This is a genomic window from Streptomyces sp. SLBN-31, assembly GCF_006715395.1.
Lineage (GTDB): Bacteria > Actinomycetota > Actinomycetes > Streptomycetales > Streptomycetaceae > Streptomyces.
This window is the reverse complement of sequence record NZ_VFNC01000001.1, coordinates 3,752,606-3,774,944: the sequence shown is the minus strand read 5'-3', so window position 1 is coordinate 3,774,944 and position 22,339 is coordinate 3,752,606. Positions and strand designations below refer to the sequence as shown.

20 protein-coding genes and 1 pseudogene are annotated in these 22,339 nt (G+C 69.0%); 16 read left to right on the top strand and 5 right to left on the bottom strand.

The annotated features are described in order from the left end of the window. The first annotated feature begins 299 nt into the window (after nucleotides 1–299). Nucleotides 300–698, top strand: coding sequence for a hypothetical protein (locus FBY22_RS17435; RefSeq protein ID WP_260844905.1), 399 nt, complete (start codon nucleotides 300–302; stop codon nucleotides 696–698). A gap of 311 nt (nucleotides 699–1,009) precedes the next feature. Here FBY22_RS17435 and FBY22_RS45005 read toward each other — a convergent pair. After that, nucleotides 1,010–1,096: pseudogene (locus tag FBY22_RS45005) on the bottom strand (transcriptional regulator NrdR); the annotation flags it as partial. Between the two features lie 813 nt (nucleotides 1,097–1,909). Between FBY22_RS45005 and FBY22_RS17425 the strand changes: the two are divergent. The 5 genes from FBY22_RS17425 to FBY22_RS44990 all read left to right on the top strand — a co-directional run bounded on the left by FBY22_RS17425 (nucleotide 1,910) and on the right by FBY22_RS44990 (nucleotide 6,877). After that, on the top strand, nucleotides 1,910–2,317 hold the full coding sequence (locus tag FBY22_RS17425) for a hypothetical protein (RefSeq protein ID WP_142146604.1): 408 nt from the start codon (nucleotides 1,910–1,912) through the stop codon (nucleotides 2,315–2,317). 364 nt (nucleotides 2,318–2,681) lie between these two features. After that, nucleotides 2,682–3,155 (top strand): diadenosine tetraphosphate hydrolase, encoded by a 474-nt coding sequence (locus FBY22_RS17415; protein ID WP_142146602.1) that lies wholly within the window; start codon nucleotides 2,682–2,684, stop codon nucleotides 3,153–3,155. 56 nt (nucleotides 3,156–3,211) lie between these two features. Then, nucleotides 3,212–4,624 carry a proline--tRNA ligase gene (proS, locus tag FBY22_RS17410; RefSeq protein ID WP_142146600.1) on the top strand — a complete coding sequence of 471 codons (1,413 nt, stop codon included), beginning with the start codon at nucleotides 3,212–3,214 and terminating at the stop codon, nucleotides 4,622–4,624. A gap of 342 nt (nucleotides 4,625–4,966) precedes the next feature. Next, nucleotides 4,967–5,677 (top strand): hypothetical protein, encoded by a 711-nt coding sequence (locus FBY22_RS17405; protein ID WP_142146598.1) that lies wholly within the window; start codon nucleotides 4,967–4,969, stop codon nucleotides 5,675–5,677. A 1,074-nt stretch (nucleotides 5,678–6,751) separates the two neighbouring features. Next, nucleotides 6,752–6,877, top strand: a complete 126-nt coding sequence (locus tag FBY22_RS44990; RefSeq protein WP_260844904.1) for a hypothetical protein — start codon at nucleotides 6,752–6,754, stop codon at nucleotides 6,875–6,877. A gap of 34 nt (nucleotides 6,878–6,911) precedes the next feature. On the opposite strand, the gene FBY22_RS17400 is transcribed toward FBY22_RS44990, so the two are convergent. Further along, on the bottom strand, nucleotides 6,912–7,790 hold the full coding sequence (locus tag FBY22_RS17400; protein WP_142146596.1) for an alpha/beta fold hydrolase: 879 nt from the start codon (nucleotides 7,788–7,790) through the stop codon (nucleotides 6,912–6,914). Between the two features lie 116 nt (nucleotides 7,791–7,906). On the opposite strand from FBY22_RS17400, the gene FBY22_RS17395 reads away from it, so the two are divergent. Further along, the gene (locus FBY22_RS17395; protein ID WP_142146594.1) at nucleotides 7,907–9,865 is read left to right on the top strand and encodes an AfsR/SARP family transcriptional regulator; all 1,959 of its coding nucleotides are present in this window, start codon (nucleotides 7,907–7,909) and stop codon (nucleotides 9,863–9,865) included. A gap of 302 nt (nucleotides 9,866–10,167) precedes the next feature. Continuing rightward, nucleotides 10,168–11,019 carry a LysR family transcriptional regulator gene (locus FBY22_RS17390; protein ID WP_142146592.1) on the top strand — a complete coding sequence of 284 codons (852 nt, stop codon included), beginning with the start codon at nucleotides 10,168–10,170 and terminating at the stop codon, nucleotides 11,017–11,019. 13 nt (nucleotides 11,020–11,032) lie between these two features. Here the strand turns inward: FBY22_RS17390 and FBY22_RS17385 are convergent, their stop codons facing one another. The 3 genes from FBY22_RS17385 to FBY22_RS44515 all read right to left on the bottom strand — a co-directional run bounded on the left by FBY22_RS17385 (nucleotide 11,033) and on the right by FBY22_RS44515 (nucleotide 13,348). Continuing rightward, entirely contained in the window at nucleotides 11,033–12,241 is a 1,209-nt protein-coding gene (locus FBY22_RS17385; protein WP_142146590.1) for an RNA-guided endonuclease TnpB family protein, read from the bottom strand. 337 nt (nucleotides 12,242–12,578) lie between these two features. Continuing rightward, nucleotides 12,579–12,920, bottom strand: a complete 342-nt coding sequence (locus FBY22_RS44520; RefSeq protein WP_222127773.1) for a hypothetical protein — start codon at nucleotides 12,918–12,920, stop codon at nucleotides 12,579–12,581. Beyond that, the gene (locus tag FBY22_RS44515) at nucleotides 12,917–13,348 is read right to left on the bottom strand and encodes an MBL fold metallo-hydrolase (RefSeq protein ID WP_222127772.1); all 432 of its coding nucleotides are present in this window, start codon (nucleotides 13,346–13,348) and stop codon (nucleotides 12,917–12,919) included. The genes FBY22_RS44520 and FBY22_RS44515 overlap by 4 nt, the downstream gene beginning before the upstream one ends. A 515-nt stretch (nucleotides 13,349–13,863) precedes the next feature. Here FBY22_RS44515 and FBY22_RS17375 point away from each other — a divergent pair. From FBY22_RS17375 to FBY22_RS17340, 8 genes are all read left to right on the top strand, one after another. Next, on the top strand, nucleotides 13,864–14,889 hold the full coding sequence (locus tag FBY22_RS17375) for a lytic transglycosylase domain-containing protein (RefSeq protein ID WP_260844903.1): 1,026 nt from the start codon (nucleotides 13,864–13,866) through the stop codon (nucleotides 14,887–14,889). A 114-nt stretch (nucleotides 14,890–15,003) separates the two neighbouring features. After that, nucleotides 15,004–16,023, top strand: a complete 1,020-nt coding sequence (locus tag FBY22_RS17370) for a sigma-70 family RNA polymerase sigma factor (protein WP_142146588.1) — start codon at nucleotides 15,004–15,006, stop codon at nucleotides 16,021–16,023. Nucleotides 16,024–16,307: 284 nt separating this feature from the next. After that, entirely contained in the window at nucleotides 16,308–17,249 is a 942-nt protein-coding gene (locus tag FBY22_RS17365) for an ABC transporter ATP-binding protein (protein WP_142146586.1), read from the top strand. Next, the gene (locus tag FBY22_RS17360; protein WP_142146584.1) at nucleotides 17,246–18,016 is read left to right on the top strand and encodes an ABC transporter permease; all 771 of its coding nucleotides are present in this window, start codon (nucleotides 17,246–17,248) and stop codon (nucleotides 18,014–18,016) included. Before FBY22_RS17365 ends, FBY22_RS17360 begins: the two co-directional genes overlap by 4 nt. Before the next feature lie 4 nt (nucleotides 18,017–18,020). Continuing rightward, the gene (locus FBY22_RS17355; RefSeq protein WP_142146582.1) at nucleotides 18,021–18,824 is read left to right on the top strand and encodes an ABC transporter permease; all 804 of its coding nucleotides are present in this window, start codon (nucleotides 18,021–18,023) and stop codon (nucleotides 18,822–18,824) included. A 5-nt stretch (nucleotides 18,825–18,829) separates the two neighbouring features. Continuing rightward, a complete protein-coding gene (locus FBY22_RS17350; protein ID WP_142146580.1) occupies nucleotides 18,830–20,065 on the top strand; it encodes an MCE family protein in 1,236 nt (411 codons plus the stop codon). Then, nucleotides 20,062–21,099: an MCE family protein gene (locus FBY22_RS17345; protein WP_142146578.1), complete on the top strand. Its 1,038-nt coding sequence runs from the start codon at nucleotides 20,062–20,064 to the stop codon at nucleotides 21,097–21,099. The genes FBY22_RS17350 and FBY22_RS17345 overlap by 4 nt, the downstream gene beginning before the upstream one ends. Before the next feature lie 251 nt (nucleotides 21,100–21,350). Next, complete coding sequence (locus FBY22_RS17340) at nucleotides 21,351–22,331, top strand: MCE family protein (protein WP_142147762.1); 981 nt, start codon at nucleotides 21,351–21,353, stop codon at nucleotides 22,329–22,331. Nucleotides 22,332–22,339: the final 8 nt, after the last annotated feature.

Here is a 22,339-nt window from a genome sequence, read left to right as displayed (position 1 = left end):
TCCATCCTGCGCCCGTACGAACGTGGCGGCGACCGCACGGGCTGGGAGGTATCAGGCCGCAGCGGCGGGCCGCCTCAGCTGTTTGATGCCGACTGTGAGCTTTACGGCCGGGCCGTCTCTGGGCCGTCCGAGGCCCAACGGCAGCCGGGGGGACCGTCTCAGTTTCCGTCTCGTTCGAGCGGGTTCACCGGCGTTCAGCCGAGACCCGGAGCCGATCCCGGCCTTGTGGCGAGCCACCCATGAACGCAGATGAACGCCCATGCACACCGCCAGGCCGCCCGCCAACACAGTTGGAAAGCGTGTTGGTGTTGCAGGACATGAGCAGGGGTGAGGCTGTGGTGCTGTCAGACCCCGATGAGAGTGTGTCCGGTATGGAGACAGCCCCGACCCCGGACAGCGGGGGTGAGGAGCACGCGGTCATCGCACATTTCCGACTTGCCGGTGAAGGCCTCGGCGATGCCGACCAACGGAAGCTGGTGTACGAAGCACAGCGAGCCATGGCAGCAGTGACCGAGGAAGCCAACGTCGGCGAGGTCGACGGCAACGAGTTCGGAGGAGGCAAAGCCGTCGTGTACGCCTACGGACCAGACGCAGACGCTCTCTTCAAGGTCATTGAGCCGATACTGCGTGGCTTGCCGTTCCGGCCGGCGCACGTGGTCCTCAGGCGGGGTGACGACGCGTCGCGTGTCGATCTGTAGGCCGGATCGAGCGACCGTTTGAGAAATGCGAGACGGTGACGTCGCACCGCAGGCGCACCGGATCGGGCGGGGAACTGCGGGGAATCATGGGGAGAGCGAGCGGTGCCACTGAGGCCGTAAGGCAGCCCTTCGTCCAGCTCAGCGCCGCAACCGGTCCCCAAGTGCCCCAGCTTCCCAAGCTGAGGGCTCAGGTCGACAAGCAGATCACGCCCTCTGGGCCGTGGCGCCCCCAGCCTTACCATCGGACCGTGGACTGGGGGACGTTGGCGGGTACGGCGCTCGGCGCGATAGGACAGGCCTGACAGCTTCCGGCTCTGCTGCACCCTTAGCTTGGCGATGGGCGTCTCGAAGTCCTCGAGCGAGTCGAACGCCCGGTAGACGGAGGCGAACCGCAGGTGCCCCGCCCTTCGGTTTGCGCCGACGGCCACTCATACCTGAGCGGTATTTTCACACTTCGCAGTCTCCAGACGTCGAGGTGGATGCCGGGGCCGCTGAGCCCAGGACCTTCGCTGCCTCCCGGGCTCCGAGCCCATCGGCTCGGCCTCCACGGCGGCGGCCGTCAACGTCTGATAGGCCACCGGCAGCACGTCCGTTCCGGCCGCGTTCTTGCGGTGAGGCACCGCACGGCGAGGTCCTACCGGCTTCGTCGGCGGACCGCCGACCGTCCCGGCGGGCGTTTCCTCCTCGGCCAGCGCCTCCAGATGCTTACGCTCAAGCCCGACCACCCGGCGCCTGAGGACCTCTCAGGACCTCTTCGGCGTCTGCCAAGTTCGTTCGGACGCTCGAGTTCGACTTCGGGCTCCTCCCCCGCACGGCTGCGGCCTTCCGCCGCGCTTCCAGGCGGCCGGCATAGACGGCACCCACCACCCCTACGGCAACTCGATCAGCAACGAGTCGAGGCTCCCGTGCAAGCCGTAATCTCATGCCTGACCAGCGGAATGCGTACACGGGGTTCGAAAAGGAGAACCATCTCTGAGACTCAGGGAGTGCCGCCTGTGCAGGGGAAGCTTCACCCCCGGGCTCTCCCGGTTGGACGGATGCCGAACAGCAGGTCACCGAAGGGGGCGAGCGGGAACGCGAACTGGCCGCCATGATTGTCGCGCACAGCTTTTGGAGAAGGGTCCCGCCGAATTCGGAACGCGCGCACGGCCGTCTCAGCTCAGGCATGCCCTCGGTAACGTGAAAAGCCAGGGCCGGCCGGCCGTGCTGCCGTGGCAGGCATCCGACAGAACCACACGCCGAGAGAAAGCGACAAGGTATTGATCCGGCACGACATCTTCGCGGACAAGGTGAAGAGCACCCTGGCCAGAGCAGGCCTGCCCCTCGCCTCAACCTTCGACGCGACCCTCTCCTACGGTGTGTACGTGGAGATCGCCGATGACGAGCACCTGCCTCCCCAAGTCTTCCTCCGGTGGCGGGTCCACCCGCTGCTCCAGGAACACTTCAGGACCGTGCCCCACGACGCGCTCCTGAGTGACCCCCAGGTGAGGGAACTCCGGGTCGCGCAGGAGGCGATGAACACCGCGGTCATCACCGTTCTGAAGAGCGCCGGGTTCTCCGCCCGCCCGGCGCGGGGCGAGCGGGCGGGAGAGGTCGTCGTCGGCGAGTCTGCCGACTGAGGCCGCGGCTCGGGCCGGCCGCAGCCACACCGTCGCCGGCGTCAGAGGTGGGTGAGCGCCGACATCCTGCCCCGTACCAATGCCGTCGCCAGCCGGCCACCGAGTCCCGCGACGGCTGCACCCGTAGCAGCTTCCGCCACTGGAACACCGGTGACGATCCAACAGACGGCTGCAACACCCGCGTTATCTGCACTCCCGGGTTGGATCAGTACACAACGCCGTTGGTGCGCAACGATCTTCACCTGCCAACGCATCTGAGGGACGTGAGGCACAAGCGGCCCGCCACGCCCTCCCTGCATTGTCGGCAACAGGGTTGTCCGGGAACGCGCCAGCCGATGATCAGCGGTCGGTAGGCTGGTCGATCATGACTGATGACTGGCGGAGGGACCGGATCGGTAGCGCACTTCGGGGCGAGAATCCCACGGTGCTCCGAAGGGTGAAGGCCGGGTTTGCGGTGATCGGGGACGTCCAGTTCCTCCCGGGATATTCGGTCCTCCTCGTGGACGATCCTTCGGTGCAGCGGCTGTCGGAACTTCCGAAGAGTAAAAGGCTTGCGTTCCTGTCCGGCATGGACAAGCTGGGCGAGGCCGTCGAACGCGTCTGTGAGCGGCTGGATCCGGCTTTCCTGCGAGTCAATCTGGAGATCCTCGGGAATGCCGATCCGTTCCTGCATGCGCATGCGTGGCCGCGGTTCGGCTGGGAGCCAGCCGATCTCGTGGGCGGACCGGTGTGGCTGTATCCGCGTGAGCGATGGAGCGACGAACATCATGCCCTCGGCCCGCAGCACGACGTACTGCGCGAGGCCATCGGTGCCGAACTGGACCGGCTGGCGTCCTGACCTGTGGGAAGTAATCGGTTGGCGCCTTGGTGGAGCCGCGTCCTACTCTGCGCGTCATGGCAAAAGCACCCGTTCTCACACCCCAGGCGGACGACTTCCCCCGCTGGTACCAGGACCTGGTCAGCAAGGCCGAACTGGCCGACAACGGGCCGGTGCGCGGCACCATGGTCATCCGACCGTACGGATACGGCCTGTGGGAGCGGATGCAGCACGAGGTGGACGCCCGGATCAAGGCGGCCGGCGCGCAGAACGCGTACTTTCCGCTCTTCATCCCGCAGTCGTACCTGACGAAGGAGGCCGAGCACGTCGAGGGATTCGCGCCCGAACTGGCCGTCGTCACTCATGGCGGCGGCAAGGAGCTGGACGAGCCCGTCGTCGTCCGCCCCACGTCTGAGACGATCGTCAACGACTACTTCTCGAAGTGGGTGCAGAGCTACCGCGACCTTCCACTGTTGATCAACCAGTGGGCGAACGTGGTCCGCTGGGAGCTGAGGCCGCGCGTGTTCCTTCGTACGACGGAATTCCTGTGGCAGGAAGGCCACACGGCACACGCCACCTACGAGGACGCCCGGGACTACGCCGCACACATCCACCAGGAGGTGTACGCCGACTTCTTGGAGAACGTCCTCTCCATGGATGTCGTACCGGGTCGCAAGACGGTCAGGGAGCGGTTCGCCGGCGCGATCAACACGCTCACCCTGGAAGGCATGATGGGCGACGGCAAGGCCCTCCAGCTGACCACAAGCCACGAACTGGGCCAGAACTTCGCCAAGGCGTTCGAAACGCGCTACCTGTCGAAGGACGGCCGTGAGGAATACGTCTGGCAGACGTCGTGGGGTTCCACGACCCGGATGGTCGGCGCACTGGTGATGATGCACGGGGACGATGACGGCCTTCGCATCCCGCCGCGTCTGGCCCCGGTTCAGGTGGTCATCGTGGCCGTCAAGGGCGACGACGCGGTCCTGGACACGGTCCGCGGGATCGGTGACCGGCTGAAGACGGCTGGTATCCGCGTACACGTCGACGACCGCACCGACACGCCGTTCGGCCGCCGCGCGGTCGACTGGGAGCTCAAGGGGGTGCCGGTACGCATCGAGGTCGGGCCACGTGACGTGGAGAACGGGACTGCCGTGCTGGTCCGCCGCGTAGCGGGAAGCAAGGAGCCGACGCCGATCGGGGCACTGTCCGAGATCCTGCCCACGGTACTGGAGGACGACCAGGCGCTTCTGCTGGCGCAGTCCCGTAAGCGTCGCAACGACCGCACCGTCGAGGTGACCACGGTCGAGGAGGCTGCGGAGGCGGCGAGCACCGGCTGGGCGCGCATTGCCTGGGAAACGCTGGGCGTGGAGGGTGAGGCCAAGCTCGCCGAACGGGGCGTCACCGTGCGGTGCCTGGTCGCCGCAGACGGTTCCGTTCCCGAGAGCGACGACCAGCCTGGCAACATCGCCATCGTGGCACGCGCCTACTGACCCTGGTGAGACCGATGCTGCTGCTCCGCCTGCTTTCAGTACGGGCGTGGGCTCGGCGAAATCTATGGCCAGAGCCTGATTCCCCCACAACGCGAGTGGGTCGGCACCAAGTTCGCTGGAACCTCACCGCCGACGCCGCCGAGCCGGCCGGCTTGAGCAAGACAGCACAAGCCTGTCCAGACCGGAAGGTCACGTGCGAGCCCGCCCCGTAGCCGGAAGACTCCCACCGCCCGCCCCAGGCGGTCAGTTGGCCATAACGCTGGCCGGGGCAGACTGGCGACGCCGAATGTCAGCCTGGCATGTCAGGGTGGCGGCCGGACGAAGTCAGTGGAAGGAGCCGAGGTGGCCTCGTTGCGGGAACGGTTGCGGCATCGGAAGACCGAGGTCTTCGAGGGCGCGCTGTGCGACGCTGTGATGGACGGCCCTGCGGGCGAGGCCGAACTCGTCGCGGCGTTGAACGATCTTCCTCTGAGCCGTCACGTGTCTGTGGTCGCTGTCCTGGGTGATGCCCAGGGCTCTGCGGGTCCACAGACACTGCGACACATCCTGTCGGCTGAGGGAATGTCACGGGATATGCGGTGTGCGGCGGCACTTGCGCTGGCCAAGCGATGCGGGCCGGGGGCATCGGCTGACCTTGCGCAGGCTCTGGCAGCCCGTGACGCGGTCCTGAAGAACTACGCCATGCTGGGGCTCGCCGGCGCGGGAGACGACAGTGCCTGGGACCAGGCGTTTGTCCGCTTGAGGCAGATCCTGCGCCGTTCGGGACCGCCCCCTGGCCTCCGCTTGCAGTACCTCTCAGTGCAGTCACCGGTGGCATCGGCGATCTGCTATCTCGGTCGGCATCTCGATGGTGCAGGTGGCGAGCGCAGTGTTCGGCTCGTGGGTGAGGTTCGCAACCACTGGGATCGATTGGGTACCGCGGAACAGGTGTGGCTCACGGAGATGTGGCCGGGGTGCGTGCCCGATGGCCCACCAGCAGTTGCGGTTCTGCCACCGCCGGGCAGGCGCCTGCAATCCTGGATTCGTGACCCTCTCTTCGGCCCGGTGCACTGACGTCCAGTCACGATCGGTTTCATCTTCCTCGGCGCCGCGACTGCGGTCGTCCGCCGTCGCGTGTCGAGGCCATTCGACGAGAGCGGGCTGCGGCAGGAGATGCCCGCCAGTCCAGCAAGCGATGCACCATCCGGGCCCCGACCGCCGAGACTTCCGCGACCCCCGCAGCCTCGCTGGTAGGGGAAGACGATGGTGGGCCGCTAGCGCAGCAACATCTGTGCTCCTGCTCCCGCCGTGCTGCGCAGACCCAGCGTGATGCGAGGCTCCGCTCACCGGAACGCCGGCGTCAAGGCGATGAGGGGGCGGCCGTCAGGGCCGTACGGCCCTCGTGGAAACGATGCCGAAGTGATGAAGTGAAGGGGACGGGGAAGGGCCCCGTACACAGGCGCGGAGAAGCAGCCGGATCTGCGCACCGCGCAATCAGGAACCGCGAGAAGCGGTTGGGGCCCTCCCCGTCGAATGCGCTGTCGACTGGGTAGACGCCTCATGTGGTCAGGCCGGCCGCGAGCAGGGCCACGTCGTCGTTCAAGTCGTCCGGGCGCTGGCCGAGGAGGGCGTCGCACAGCCGTGGCAGCGGCTCTGTGGCGTGGGGGGGCGGCGAACCTGTCGCAGCCGTAGTAGCAGCGGGCCCTCATCCGCGTCGCCAACGAGGATCGGGTCGCGTAGATGGACCATGACCGAGTCGGCGAGGGTGGGAACGACGGGCCGCCCAGACGCATCGCGATGTCCTGCGAATCCTTTCCTCCCGAGATCCGGTGGACCGCCTCGGAAATGCCCTCCAGGGACTCGGCAAGCAAAGACTGCGGGGGTTGTAGTGCGGGAACGAGGTGTCCTTGCTGGTCGGCGGGTTGTTCGAGGTTGTCCCGGACAATGCCGCGGCCGATCTTCCCTCTTCCGACACAGCAGACGAGGCCATCGAGGGCGACGACCAGTAGCCCATCTCGTCGGCGGCCTGTTGAGCGGCCTCGTGTCCCTCGTCCAGGACGGCGCGCGCAGTGTTCAGCGCACGGTCCACGTCGCCGAGCGCGGCATCATCTCAACAGCCTGTTCGCCGCGTCCGTCACCGACCAGTACATGAACCGGTCCGGCGAGGGCATCGATCCGAGCTCCGGCGCCCTGCCCGACCTCGTCCGCAAGATCCGCGACAGCCGGCTGAACGTCTACGCCGTCGCCGAGGCGCTGCGTCCCTGGCGGATCTGATCGGCAGCGGCCCGTCGAGGCGTGGACGCGCGCGTCATCGTTTCATCAGCTCCAGGATCAGGGTGGTGATGTCCTCTGGGGCTTCCTCGGCCATGAAGTGGCCGGCCTGGGTGGTGAAGTGCTGGAGGTCGTCAGTCCAGGGCCGCCAGGTCGCGGTGGCGTCGAAGTCCAGGTGCCTGCCCCAGTCCTGCTGGACGACCGTCACGGGCATGGTGAGCCGGTTGCCGGCGTCGAGGTCGGCCTGGTCGTGGGTGATGTCGATGGTCGCGGTGGCGCGGTAGTCGGCGACGATCGACGGTACGGCGTTCCGGCTCGCACGCAGGTATGCGGCCCGTACGTCCGCCGGGATCGCGTCGGGGCTCGCGGACCAGGCGTCGAGGAAGTGGCCGAAGAACGCGTCGGCACTGGCGGCGATCATCCGTTCGGGCAGGCCGGGGGGCTGGGCCATCAGGTAGAGGTGGAAGGCCACGGCCGCGCTGGTTCCGTGGAGGACGTTCCAGGTGTCCAGGGTGGGGAGGATGTCCAGGATTCCGAGGTGGCTGATCCGGTCCGGGTGGTCGAGGCCGGCCCGGAAGGCGACGTGCGCGCCGCGGTCGTGTCCGACGAGGGTGAACCGGTCGTGTCCGAGGGTGTCGGCCAGGCGGACGATGTCCGTGGCCATGGCGCGCTTGGAGTAGGTGTCCTCGCCGGCCGCTTCCGGTTTGCTGCTGGCACCGTAGCCGCGCAGGTCGGGGCAGATCACAGTGTGGTGCCCGGCCAGGGCGGGGGCGACGTGCCGCCACATCAGGTGGGTCTGCGGGAAACCGTGAAGCAGGACGACGGCCGGTCCTTCTCCGCCGACCGCCGTGTGCAGCCGCACGCCGTCGGCCACCTCTATCTGCCCGGTCTGGAAGCCTGGGATGCCTGTGTTCATCGTGTCGAAATCCTTCTTCACGCGTCGCTGTAGGGACGACACGAAGGATCCGGGGGCCGGATCAGCAGTGGATCAGCAGACTCGGTGGTGATCCGGGGGCGATGAACAATGTGGGCATGGAGATCCTCGTCAACGTGCTCGGGCCGATCGAGGTCACGGATGCCGCGGGACGCACTGTGGAGGTCGGCAGCCGGCGCCGGCGCGAGCTGCTGGGGCGGCTGGTCGCGGCCGGGGGGCGGGCCGTGCCGTTGACGGTGCTGGTCGATGATCTGTGGGAGGACCCTCCGTCCACGGCTGCCGGGACGGTGCGCACCTTCGTCGCCGAGCTGCGCCGTGCCCTGGAGCCGGAGCGACTGCCACGCGCCCGGCCGCGGATCATCGAGACCGTCGGTACCGGGTACGCGATGCGGGTGCCGCGGGCGGCCGTCGACGCTCTCCGGTTCGAGGACGCCGTCCGGGCCCTGAACGACCGGCCCGGTGGCGAGGCCGCGGATACGCGGGCGTTGAGCGAGGCGTTGTCGTGGTGGCGGGGGGAGCCGTACGCGGATCTCGACACCGCCTCGTCGTGGCTGGCGCAGGAGCGGGCCCGGCTGGCCGAACTACACTGTCAGGCCGTCGAGTTGCGGGCCCGGGCGATGCTGGACCTGGGACGGGGTGCACCTCTCGTCCCGGAGCTGGAGACGTTCGCCGCCGCGCATCCGTGGCGGGAACCCGGCTGGGTCCTGCTCTCCCATGCGCTCTACCAGGCCGGCCGCCAGGTCGACGCGCTGGCCGTGCTGCGAGAGGCGCGGGGCAGGCTGCTGGACCGGTTCGGGCTGGAGTCGGCGCACAGCCTCGACCACATGGAACGTGACATCCTCCGGCAGGCCCCGCATTTGACGTCCGCCCCTCGGGACGAGGACCGGCTGCGCCTGCTCACACGCACGGAGGCGACGGGCACGTACACCCGGCTGCGTTCGATGAGCACCGTCGCCCGGGCCGCCGCGGTCACCGGCGGCACTAATCTCGTCCTTGCCCAGGAGCAGCGCGCGGCGGCCGCCGCGGAGGCGGAGCGAACAGGGGACCCCGGGCTGACCGCCCGGGTGATCGCCGCGTACGACGTGCCGACCATCTGGACGCGCGCCGACGACCCGAAACGGTCCGCGGCGCTGGTGGCGATCGCACGGCGCACGCTGGACCGGCTCGGTTCCGTGGCTCCGCCAGCGCTGCGCGCGCGGCTCCTGGCGACCGTCGCCCTGGAGCATCGCGGAACGCGGGACCTCTGGGCGGCCGAGGCGGCGCTCGAAGCCGAGCGGCTCGCCCGGGACCTGAACGACCCCGGCGTGCTGGTGCTCGCGCTCAACGCCCGGTTCGTGCAGTCCTTCCAGCGTCCCGGGCGCACCGGCGAACGCGATGTGATCGCCGGTGAGCTCATCGACCTGTCCACGCGGCATGATCTCCCGCTGTTCGAGATCCTCGGCCATCTCGTCAGGATCCAGGTGTGTGCGGCCCGCGGCGACGGCGAAGGAGCACAACGCCATGTGAAGGCGGCCGAGCGGCTCGCCGGCGTTCATGAGACGCCGTTGGTTCATGTTCTGACCGCTGCTTTCCGGGCCATGCAGCTGGCCGAGCGGTCCGACGATCCAGCCGAGGCCGCTTGCGCCTATCGCGCCGTGGCCACCGACCTCGCCGGCGCCGGCATGCCCGGGGTGGAGGCCGGGTTCCTCCCGCTCGCTCTCCTGTCCCTACGGATGCGCCACCGACGGCCCGCGCCGACCGATCCCGCCCTGGATTGGGGCCCGTACCGGCCCTGGGTCCAGCCCCTGCTCCACCTCGCCCGCGGGAAGACCGCAGCGGCCCGTGAGGCCGCCACCGTCCTGCCCGCTCCCCCCGCCGACCACCTGTACGACGCGCTCTGGGCAGTCACCGCGCACACGGCGGTCCTGCTCGACGACGCGTCCCTGGCCGCTCGTGCGCGCGACGCCCTGCTGCCGCTGCGCGGCGAGATCGCCGGCGGAACGACCGCCGTGATCGGCTTTGGTCCTGTCGGCGACATCCTGACCGCCCTCGAGCAGCGGCTCGCACGGCGGTGGTGACAGGCGTTTCCCGCCTTTGCGGACCTGGGTGCGCAGGCGGTGGTCCGCGCCGCGGCCCTGCTCGCGGCCGCCGGTCTGGCGGTGGCCCCGAGCCGGCCGCCCCCGTGGCCGTGGAAGAGGGCGTAGGTCATGACCGCGATTTCCCGCCCGACCGGCCGCTTGGGAGCCTTGGAGCGGGTCTGCGAGCTGCAAGCGCCGCTGGACAACAGCCACCGCGGGGACGGGCGCGTCTTGCCCGAGAGGACCGGGCAGGCTACGCGGGCGGCGGCGACGCCGATCCCGTCCGCATATAGTCGCCGGTCATGGAGCTGCGCACACTGCGCTATTTCGTGGCCGTCGCCGAGGAACGCCACTTCGGGCGGGCCGCTTCGCGGCTGCACATGAGCCAGCCGCCACTCAGCCGCGCGATCAAGCGGCTGGAGAGGAACCTCGGCGTCATACTCCTGCACCGCAGCGCCACCGGCGTGGCACTCACCCCGGCCGGCGCGACCATGCTGGAGGAGGCCCGCCTCCTGCTGCGCCAGGCCGACCAGATGCGCATGCGCGTGGCTTCCGTGGCCGGCCCCGCGACCATCACCGTCGGCATGCTGGCCGACGGCACCGACCCAGGCGCGACACGGCTGGCCGCGGCGTATCGCAGAGAACACCCGGACGTCGAGGTCCGCATCCGCGAGAGCGACCTGAGCGATCCGACCTGCGGGCTGCGCGCCGGGCTGGTCGACGTCGCCCTGACCCGCGGGCCGTTCGACGAGACGGGTCTTGCCGTACATGAATTGCGGGCGGATCCGGTAGGAGCGCTGCTGCGCGCCGACGACCCGATGGCCCACCGCGACAGCCTGGAGCTGGCCGACCTGGCCGACCGGCGTTGGTTCCGTTTCCCCGAGGGCACCGACCCGGCCTGGCAGTCGTACTGGAACGGGGGCGAGCCCCGCGAGGGTCCGGTGGTGCGGGCCGTCCAGGAATGCATACAGGCGGTGCTCTGGAACGGCACCGTCGGAATGACATTGATCGGGCACGGCCAGCCCGGGGAACTGGCCGTGATACCGCTGACCGACATGCCGCCGAACCGTGTAGTGGCCGCATGGAACAAGGCGGACACCAACCCGCTGATCCGGTCGTTCGTCCAGATCGCAACGGCCGCCTACCGGGATTGACTTCCTCCCCCGCCTAAAGGCGGGGGATTCCAGCGGTCGCCCGCTGGGGTTCCTGTTTCACCGACGACCGCCCCGTCCGGGAGGACTCCCGTTGAGGTCTTACACCGTCTCCGCAGGCAGACGCCGCCAGCCCGGCGGCCAGGATGTTGCGTGCCGCGTTCACGTCGCGGTCATGCACCGCGCCGCAGGCACACGTCCACTCACGGACGTTCAGCGGCAGCTTCCCGCGGACCGTGCCGCAGCTCCCGCACAGCTTCGAGCTGGGCAAGAAGCGGTCGATCACGACGAGTTCGCGCCCGTACCAGGCGCACTTGTACTCCAGCATCATGCGCAGGTCCGTCCAGGCCGCATCCGAGATAGCGCGCGCCAGGCGCCCGTTCTTCAGCAGGTTGCGGACGGTCAGGTCCTCGATCACGACCACTTGGTTCTCGTGGACGATGCGCGAGGTCAGTTTGTGCAGGAAGTCGCGGCGCCGGTCAGCGATCCGCGCATGGACCTTGGCGACGCGACGACGGGCTTTCTCCCGGTTCGCCGAGCCCTTCGCCTTGCGCGCCAGCTCGCGCTGCGCCCTGGCGAGACGGGCGCGGTCGCGGCGCTCGTGCCGCGGGTTGGCGATCTTCTCCCCGGTCGACAGGGTCACCAGCGACGTGATCCCGGCGTCGACGCCGACCGCCGGATTTGTGGCGGGGGCCGGGGCGATGCTGTCCTCGCACAGCAGGGACACGAACCAGCGGCCCGCCGCGTCGCGGGAGACGGTCACCGTGGTCGGCTCCGCACCCTCGGGCAACGGCCGCGACCAGCGGACGTCCAGCGGCTGCGCCATCTTGGCCAGCGTCAGCTGTCCGTCGCGCCAGGTGAAGGCGGAGCGGGTGTATTCGGCCGACGCGCGGGACTTCTTCCGCGACTTGTAGTGCGGATACTTCGCGCGCTTGGCGAAGAAGTTGGCGAACGCCGTCTGCAGATGACGCAGCGCCTGCTGCAGCGGGACGGAGGACACCTCGGTCAGGAAGGCCAGTTCCTCGGTCTTCTTCCACTGGGTGAGCGCGGCGGAGGACTGCACGTAGGAGATGCGGCTCTGCTCGCCGTACCAGGCCCGGGTGCGCTCCTCCAGCGCCTTGTTGAACACCAGGCGGACGCAGCCGAACGTGCGCGACAGCTCCGCCGCCTGCTCGTCCGTGGGGTAAAAGCGGTACTTGAACGCCCGCTTGACCCGCTCCGCCATATCTCACACCCTATCAGCTCCCGTGTGAGCGCTGGGTGTCGGCCGGTGTGCGGTGGCCGTCGGTCCGCCCCGGCGGCGAACCGGCTCTCCCTGCCCTGCTCCGCAGGAGCTTCGCTTCCTCCCCGGCTCAAGCCAGGGGTATCCACGTAAGGAAGGCCCCGATGAAGCGCAGGTCCTCGGCCACCTCCGCTCAGCCACAGCATGATCGCGGGCCAGCCCAACACAGACTCGCCGCTGCGTCGCTGCACGCCGTGGAACCTGGTTGGTTCAGGGTTCGGTCGTTGACGTGGAACAACTGAGACGCCATCACGCACCAGTGATCCTGGGTTGATACCGATCAGCTGAGCAGCATGGGGATCCCGTCGTAGGCGGAAAGGTCATGGGCCGGGACGATGTGCATGACGTCAGCGAGCGCGATCATACGAAGCATGTCCTCGCGCACCAGTTGGGGATCGGTGTCGGCGAGCATGCGCATCATGAGGGGGCGCTCGGCACGACGGCGGATGGCATCGAGTTGCCAGGTCAAATCGCCGATGAAGGCGTACCGCTTACCGGTCGGCAAAGTTACGAAGACGATGACGGAGCCATTGGTGTGACCGCCTGCGGCGACGACGACTACCGAGCCGTCGTCATAGACATCGAAGCTCGACGAAAAGCCAAGATAGGGTGCAGCCTTCAATTGATATCGGTGCAATGTGTGACTTGCGGAGACCTCGCGGAAAACTCTTCCCCCATTGCTTGAGCCCGCATCAGTTCTCTGTCATTGATCCAGATGGGAAGCTGAAGATCGTCGAGACCGCTCACATGGTCCCAGTGGCAATGCGTTACCAACACCCCACGGAGCCTGCTGTGGTCGTAGCCACTGGCTTTCAGCTGCTCGCTCACGGTCCGGGTCAACTGGTGCGGAGCGCGCTCCATCCGTGGCAGAGCCCGCATGTGCGACGCGACCTGGGAGCCGAAGCCCGCGTCGATCAGTAGATCACCCTTGGGGTGCTGCACCAGGACCGACGTTGCAGCGAAATTGCGCATTTCGCGGAATGAGCCGCCTTTGAACGCGAAGACCGCCCTGGTTTCGTAGGTGCCCGTAGGCAACTGGTAGACAGCCATATCAGATGGCGGCGCAGCCTCGGGGAGAGGCCCCGCCCAGGCGGAGGGCATGGGAAGAGGTGACATACGGCTATCTTCTGGTGCCCTTACCCGAACGTCCAATACCTGTTCCGCAGGCCTGATACCCCTAAGGTATCGGGCCCTTCAGGACGGCCGGGCGGCATTTAGCGATGCCATTCGGAACGCCATCGCACCGTTCGGCCGGTCGGGCCTTGCGGCGGGTCAGAGGCCTCGTCATCTAGGTGACGGCCGCCCACGTAATCGACGATCCGCGCATCCTTCAGGCCAGGGCCTGCCCGGCGGATCAGGTCGGCCGCGAGTAACCGAGCCTCTCAGCCGTCCCGAGCGGGGTCATGGGGGCCCCGCTCGAGCGAAGCCGAGAGTGGGGAAGCGTGCAGCCGCAATGTGGAGGAGGCTGATCCGCCAGGCAGGCCCTGAGCACAGCGACGGACGTGCCGCCCGTCCCCGTAGAGCAGTCGAGAGCAGCTCACCGCTCATAGGGAGGAGATCGGGACGTGGCAGGGCAGAGGGTCAGACGTGTCAGGGGTACGGCGGTCGCGGCGGCGGCGATGGCGGCGCTGACGGCGTCGCAGGCGCCGGGGGCGACCGAGGCGCGGGCCGCCGTGCCGGCTCGGGAGACCGCGGAGCACGGGCCGAGCGTGTCCGGTGACACTCCGTACCGCACGGATCTTCCGCCGCTCACACGCAGGCACAAGGGCACAGGCTCGGGCACGGGCACGGCATCGGCGGCGACGGGCGGCGCGGTGCCCGCCACCGTCTTCGCCGCCTACCGGCGCGCCGAGGCCGAGCTCGGCCACACCGCGCCCGGGTGCGGGCTGCGCTGGCAGTTGCTGGCCGCGATCGGTCAGGTGGAGTCGGGGCAGGCGGGCGGTGGGCGGGTGACCTCCGACGGTACGACGGTGACGCCGATCCTGGGTCCGCGGCTGGACGGCGGTGCCTTCGCCGTCGTATGGGACACCGACGGTGGTGCGTACGACGGGGACGCGGTGTACGACCGGGCGGTGGGGCCGATGCAGTTCATCCCGTCGACGTGGGCGCGGTGGGGTGCGGACGGGAACGGCGACGGGCGGTCCGACCCCGACAACGTCTTCGACGCGGCGCTCGCCGCGGGGCGGTATCTGTGCGCGGCCGGGCGGGACCTGTCCGAGGCCGCCGGGCTGGACCGGGCGATCCTCGGCTACAACCACTCGGCGGCGTATCTGCGGACGGTGCGGTCCTGGTACGCGTACTTCCTGGAGGGGCACCGGGTGGTGCCGGACGGTTCGACGAGTACGGCGGATCCGGCGGTACGGTCCTCGACGCACCCCGAGCCTTCGCGGCCGAAGCCGACCTCGAAGCCGAAACCGTCCCCTCGCCCGAGCACCACCCCCTCCCCGGCCCCGACGCCGTCCGTCCCCACCTCGCCGCCCCCCTCCAACTCCCGCCCGGCGAGCGGGAGTACGGCCGAACCGGTCACCCCCGTACCCACCCCGAGCATCGACCTCCCCGTCGGTGACGTGCTCCCCAGCACCGGCCTCTGACCAGTAACGGCGCGAACTCGATGGCCTCCTCCCCCTCCACAACCGCGGCTACCCGACGGTAATGTCGCCACCCGCCGGACCGGGACACCGGCGAGCGAGCGCGAAGGGGCCCTCATGGCGACCGAGATGGATGCGGAGATGGATGCCGCCGACGAGCGTTGGCGGCGCATGTGGAGCCACCGCGAACAGTTGCTCAAGGTGGCTCGGCGCAGGTCGATGAGCCAGGAGGACGCCGAGGACGCCGTGCACGACGCGATGCTGCGCGCGGCGGAGCGGCCGGATCTCGACGAGGAGCGGCTCGGTGCGTGGCTGACGACGGTGACGATGCGGCTGTGTGTCGACCGGTACCGGCAGGTCAACCGCGAGGCTGAGGTCCGCGTCAGCCCGACGTTGATCGCGCCCGGTCCGGTGCCGGTGGAGGAGGCGGTGTGCGACCGGGCGGAGGCGAAGTGGCTTGCGGTGCGCAGCGGTGAGCTGCCCGCCCGGCAGGCGGAGGCGCTGTGGCTGAAGTCGGAGGACCTGGACGTCGGCCAGGTCGCCGTGAAGATGGGACTGAGCTACCGCACCGTCGAGTCTCTGCTCGCCCGGGCCCGCCGAACCCTGCGCAACTCCCTGGCCGCGACCCTCGGCTTCGTGCTGTTCCTGCTCGGCCGCGGGCGCCTCAAGGCCGGCGGCAAGGCACAGGCCGTGGCGGTCGCGTCGACGGCGGCCACGCTGGCGGTGGCGGGGTTCGTGCTGCCGTACGCACTGGACGGGGGCGGCGGCACCACGACGGCTCCGCATCCGTCGGTGGCTCCCGGCGCGGGGGCCCTGCGGACCGACAGCACCGGCACGAGCCGGGTCCGGCAGTCACCGGCCCCCTCGGCCACGTCGACCACTCCCCCGACGGCCGGGTCCCCAAGCGACGCAGCGCAGGCGGTACCGCTGCCGGTCCCGCCTCTGCCGCAGGTTTCGGCGCCGACGGTCCCGAAGGTGCCGGGGGTACCCAACGTGCCCAAGGTGTCCGGACTGCCGACGGTGACAGGTCTCCCCGACCTGCCCACCACGCCGGTCGAGTCCGCTGTCCCCACCCCCGCGCTGCCGTCCGCCTCACTGCCGACCCCCGCCCTGAGCGCGCTCCCGTCGGCCCCGTAACCCCACCCAGAACAGGGCGCAGGGCCGCCCGAATCCGTCCCGCGAGCCACCCCCCCGCGCCCCCGCCTGCATCAACACCACAAGTCCACCCGAACCGCCCTGCGGGCCCGCTCGAACGGTCCCGCGGGCCGTGCCCGAACCCACCCGCACAGCCCCCTCAGACCCCACCCGAACTCCGCCCCGCAGACCCACCCGAAAAAAATCCCCCTCCCGAGCGACGGACCGCCCGCCCCTCCCCGTAGAGCAGATGTCGGAGCAGCTCCGCGGGCCGAGAGGTGGACCGGATGGGTGTCGAGATCTGTGTGGAAGGGCTGACCAAGTCCTTCGGTCACCAGGTCATCTGGCAGGACGTGTCGCTGAGGCTGCCCGCCGGGGAGGTGTCCGTCATGCTCGGCCCCTCCGGCACGGGCAAGTCGGTGTTCCTCAAGACGCTCGTCGGGCTGCTGAAGCCGGACCGCGGCAGCGTGCGCATCGCGGGGCGGGACATCACGAAGCTTCGCGAGCACGAGTTGTACGAGGTGCGGAAGCTGTTCGGTGTGCTGTTCCAGGACGGCGCACTGTTCGGCTCGATGAATCTCTACGACAACATCGCGTTCCCGCTGCGTGAGCACACCCGCAAGTCCGAGAGCGAGATCCGCCGCATCGTGCTGGAGAAGATGGACATGGTCGGGTTGATCGGATCGGAGCCGAAACTCCCCGGCGAGATATCCGGCGGGATGCGGAAACGGGCCGGGCTCGCACGCGCCCTCGTCCTCGACCCCGAGATCATCCTCTTCGACGAGCCCGACTCCGGCCTCGATCCCGTCCGAGTCGCCTATCTCAACCAGCTCATCGTCGACCTCAACGCGCAGATCGACGCGACCTTCCTGATCGTCACCCACGACATCGCCTCGGCCCGCCAGGTCCCCGACAACATCGGCCTGTTGTTCCGGCGCGAGCTGGTCATGTTCGGCCCGCGGGAAGAGCTGCTGACCAGTGACGAGCCGGTTGTGCGGCAGTTCCTGAACGGGCGGATGCAGGGCCCGATCGGCATGGCGGAGGAGAAGGACGCCGCGCAGGTCGAGCAGGAGCTGGCCCAACTGGGCAACGGCACACAGACTCCCGGCAGCCAGGCTCTGACTCCCCGCCTGCTGCCGGGCCCAGGCATCCTCCGACCGCCCCGCTGGGACGCGATTGCCGAACGAGAAGCGGAGTTGCGGCGGCGGAAGGCGGTGGCGGACGTATGAGACTGTCACCGACCGGTGCCCTGCGGCAGTCGGGGAACCTGTTCGCGATGGCGCTGGACGTCGTCCGGACGATGCCCCGACGGCCTTTCCAGGCAAGGGAGTTCATCCAGCAGGCCTGGTTCGTCGCGAGCGTCACCATCCTGCCGACCGCCCTTGTCTCCATCCCCTTCGGCGCCGTCATCGCGCTGCAGATCGGCAGTCTGACGCGACAGCTCGGCGCCCAGTCCTTCTCGGGCGCCGCCTCGGTCCTCGCCGTACTGCGCGAGGCCTCGCCGATCGTCACCGCGCTGCTGATCGCGGGCGCGGGGGGCACGGCGATCTGCGCGGACCTCGGGGCGCGGAAGATCCGCGAGGAGATCGACGCGATGCAGGTCCTCGGCATCGACCCCGTCCACCGGCTGGTCGTCCCGCGGGTGCTCGCGTCCATGGTCGTCGCCGTACTGCTCAACGGTCTGGTGTCCGTGGTCGGCGTCGCCGGCGGCTACTTCTTCAACGTCGTCCTGCAGAACGGCACTCCGGGCGCCTACCTCGCGTCCTTCACCACCCTTGCCCAGCTCTCCGACCTGTGGGCGGCCGAGATCAAGGCACTCGTCTTCGGGGCGATCGCGGCGATCGTCGCCTCGTACAAGGGACTTACCGCGAAGGGCGGCCCGAAGGGTGTGGGCGACGCCGTGAACCAGTCCGTGGTGATCACCTTCATGTTGCTGTTCGTGACGAACTTCGTGATGACCGCGGTGTACTTCCAAGTCGTCCCGCAGAGGGGCTGAGGCTATGGCGCTGTTCGACAGTCTCGAGGCGCTGGGGCGCCAACTCTCCTTCTACGGCCGCTCGTTGGCCTGGACGGGCCGCACCCTGCGGCGCTACAAGAAGGAGATCCTGCGGCTGCTCGCCGAGGTGAGCTTCGGCCGCGGCGCCCTCGCGGTCGTGGGCGGCACGGTCGGCGTCATCGCGTTCCTGTCGTTCTTCACCGGAACGGAGGTGGGCCTGCAGGGCTACGCCGCGCTGAACCAGCTGGGCACCTCCAACTTCGTGGCGTTCCTGTCGGCGTACTTCAACACTCGGGAGATCGCACCCCTGGTGGCCGGACTCGCGCTCTCCGCGACCGTCGGCGCGGGCTTCACCGCCCAGCTCGGCGCGATGCGGATCAGCGAGGAGACCGATGCCCTGGAGGTCATGGGCGTGCCCTCGCTGCCGTTCCTGGTGACCACGCGGATGATCGCCGGTTTCGTCGCGGTGATCCCGCTGTACGTGATCGGCCTGCTGTCCTCGTACCTTGCCGCCCGCACCATCACCACCGGCTACTACGGCCAGTCGGCGGGCACCTACGACCACTACTTCTCCCAGTACCTGCCGCCGGTCGACGTCCTGTGGTCCTTCGGCAAGGTGCTCGTCTTCGCCGTCCTGATCATCCTCGTGCACTGCTTCTACGGCTACTACGCGAGCGGCGGCCCGGCGGGCGTCGGCGTCGCGGTGGGCCGCGCGGTGCGGACCTCGATCGTGGCGATCAACGTCCTCGACTTCTTTCTGTCGCTCGCGATCTGGGGCGCCAACACGACCGTACGGATTGCGGGGTGAGCCGTGTGAGGGTGCTGAGACTGCGGTTGTACGGCGTGGTGTTCGTTGCCGTCCTCGCACTGTTGCTGTCGCTGTCCGTCGCCGTGTACCAGCAGGCGTTCACCCCGGTCGTGCGGATCAAGCTGGAGGCCGACGGCCTCGGCAACCAGCTCGACCCGCGCGCCGACGTCAAGCTGCGCGGCCTGCTGGTCGGCGAGGTGCGCTCGGTGCACGCCGACGGGACGAAGGCGACGCTCGACATCGCGCTCAAGCCCCAGTACGTCGCTGACATCCCCTCCGACGTGCGGGCACGCCTGCTGCCGAAGACGCTGTTCGGCGAGAAGTACGTCGACCTGGTCGCGCCCGCGCACACCTCGGCCCGGTCCATCCGCGCCGGCGACGTCATCACCCAGGACCGCACCCGCGTCGGCATCGAGGTGCAGCAGTTGATGAACGACCTGCTGCCGCTGCTGCGGACCGTGCAGCCCGGCAAGCTCAACGCCACGCTCTCCGCCTTCGCCACCGCCCTCGAGGGCCGCGGCGACCGGATCGGCGACAACCTCACACGCGTGGAGGCCTATCTGCACCGCCTCAATCCCCATCTGCCGTCCCTCACCGAGGACTTCGCCCGTCTGGCCGACGTCGCGGAGGTGTACGGCGATGCGGCCCCCGACTTGATGGAGATCCTGCGCAACACCGTCACCACCAGCCGCACGCTGGTCGAGGAGCGGGACCGGCTCGCGAGCGCGCTCACCGCGACGGCGACGGTCGCGGACACCACGGACGACTTCCTCGACGCGAACGGCGACCGGCTGATCACCCTCGGTCGGGTCTCCCGCCCCACCCTGGAGCTCTTCGCCCGCTACTCCCCCGAGTACCCGTGCCTCCTGGCCGGCCTGGTCCACGAGGAACAGGCCTCCGATCAGGCCTTCCGGGGGGGCAGGATGCACATCACGCTCGAAGTCGTACGGCAGCAGGGCGCGTACCGGCCCGGGGAGGAGCCGCAATACGGCGAGCAATCAGGGCCGAACTGCCGTGATCTGCCGAGCCCTTCGGTCCCCGCACCCGGCGTACATCTCAACGACGGTTCGCAAAAGGGGAGTTCCTCAGGAACGCTCGGCGTCTCCGCCACCCGGGCCGAGCAGCGGGCCGTCGGCTCGCTGGTGTCGCCGGTGATGGGCGTGCCGGCCGACGAGGTGCCGCCGGTCGTGACGCTGCTGTTCGGGCCGATGGCGCGCGGGACGGCGGTGAGTGTGGCATGAGGACCACCCCGGCCCGGCAGACCGCGGCTCCCCTCGTCAAGTTCAGCGTCTTCGCGCTGGTCACGATCGCGGCGACGGCGCTGCTGGCCGCCACCATTGTCAACGTCTCCTTCACCCCCGAGCGCACGTACCGTGCCGTCTTCAGCGATGTCACCGGCCTGGAGAAGGGCGACGACATCCGGATCGCCGGGGTGCGGGTCGGCGAGGTCGAGGGCATCCGGATCAAGGACCGGACATTGGCGGAGATCACCTTCACCGTCGGCGCGGACCGTCCGCTGCTCACCAGCACCCATGCGGTCATCCGCTACCGCAACCTGGTCGGACAGCGGTACGTCGCCCTGACCGAGGGCGCGGGCGACGGCACCCGGCTGAGGCCCGGGGCCACCATCCCGCTGAGGCGCACGCAGCCCGCACTGGACCTCAACGCCCTGCTGAACGGCTTCAAACCGCTGTTCGCCGCGCTCAGCCCGCAGGACGTCAACCAGCTCGCCACCGAAATCATCAAGACGCTGCAGGGCGAGGGCGGCACCGTCAACAGCCTTCTGGTGCACACGGCTTCGCTCACCACGACGCTCGCCGACCGCGACAAGCTGATCGGCTCGGTGATCGACAACCTCAACACCGTGCTGGGGACGCTGGACAAGCGCGGCACCCGCTTCTCCGGGCTGCTCAAGCAGCTGCGGCGGGTGATCTCCGGACTGTCCGCCGACCGCAAGCCGATCGGCGAGTCGCTGGTGAACATCGGCGATCTGACGGACGCCACCTCGGGGCTGCTGACGGACGCGCGGCCGCCGCTGAAGGACGACATCGCCCAACTGACCGGTCTCACCGGGACGTTGAACGACAACGAGAAGACCGTGGAGGGCGTGCTGAAGCGGCTGCCGAACAAGCTCAACGCACTGACGGGGACCGCGTCGTACGGCTCGTGGTTCAACTTCTACCTCTGCGACTTCGACGGCCGGATCGTGCTGCCGAAGACGAAGCAGGTGCTGACCCCCGACATGCACGTGGCGAGGGCGAGGTGCGGATCGTGACGCGCAAGAAGCGCCCGGAGCCCCTGATGAAGGTGCGCATCGACCCGCCGAAGCTGCCGACCGTACGGCTCCCTCGTCGGGCGCCTCGTCCCAGCAGGCCCGAACCCCTGATGAGGGTCCGCATCGACCCGCCGAAGCTGCCCAGACCACGGCTTCCCCGACGGGCACCACGCCCCGGCAAGCCGCAGCCGATGATGAAGGTCCGCATCGATCCGCCCAGGCTGCCGCGCATACGGCTGCGACGCCCCCGCCTGATCCCGTTCCGCGAGCGCAACCCGGTCGTCATCGGTGCCGTGGGCCTCACCGTCCTCGCGGTGCTGACGGTGGCCGCGTTCAACGCCGACAGCCTCCCTTTCATCGGTGGCGGAAAGACGTACAGCGCGGCCTTCTCGGAGGCCGGCGGTCTCAAGCCCGGCGACGAGGTGCGGATCGCCGGGGTGAAGGTCGGCAAGGTCGAGGACGTCGACCTGGACGGCGACCACGTCAAGGTGACCTTCAAGGTCAAGGGCGACCCGGCTTTCGGCATGGAGACCGGTGCGTCGATCCGGGTCAAGACGATCCTCGGCGCGAAGTACCTGGCCCTGCAGCCGAAGGGGCCGGGCCAGTTGAGCCCCGGCAGCGAGATCCCGCTGCGGCGCACGGTGGCGGCCTACGACGTCGTGCAGGCCTTCAGCGACCTCACCACCACCTCGGAGAAGGTCGACACCGAGCAGCTGGCGAAGGCCCTGGACACCATCTCCACCACCTTCCAGGACTCGCCCGCCGAGGTACGCGCGTCCATCAAGGGTCTGTCACGGATCTCCCGCACGGTGGCCTCGCGCGACAAGGCCCTCGGTGAACTCCTCGACCACGCCAACGGCACCACCGGCGTACTCGCCGACCGCTCCAAGGACTTCACCTCCCTCGTCAAGGACGGCAACAGCCTGTTCAAGGAGATCAGCAAGCGCCGTACGGCGATCCACAAGCTGCTGAAGACCTCGGCCACGCTCGGCATCGAGCTCTCCGGCCTGGTCGACGACAACGACAAGGAGATCGGGCCCGCCCTCAGGGGCCTGAACCGTGTGGTGCAGATGCTCGAACGCAACCAGTCCAGCCTGGACCGCAGCGTGAAGCTGCTCGCGCCGTACGTCCGGGTCTTCACCAACACCCTCGGAAACGGCCGCTGGTTCGACTCCTACGTCCAGAACCTGGTCGCCGCTCCGGTGGTCCCGAAGACGGGAGGAGGGCAGTGAGGAGGAAC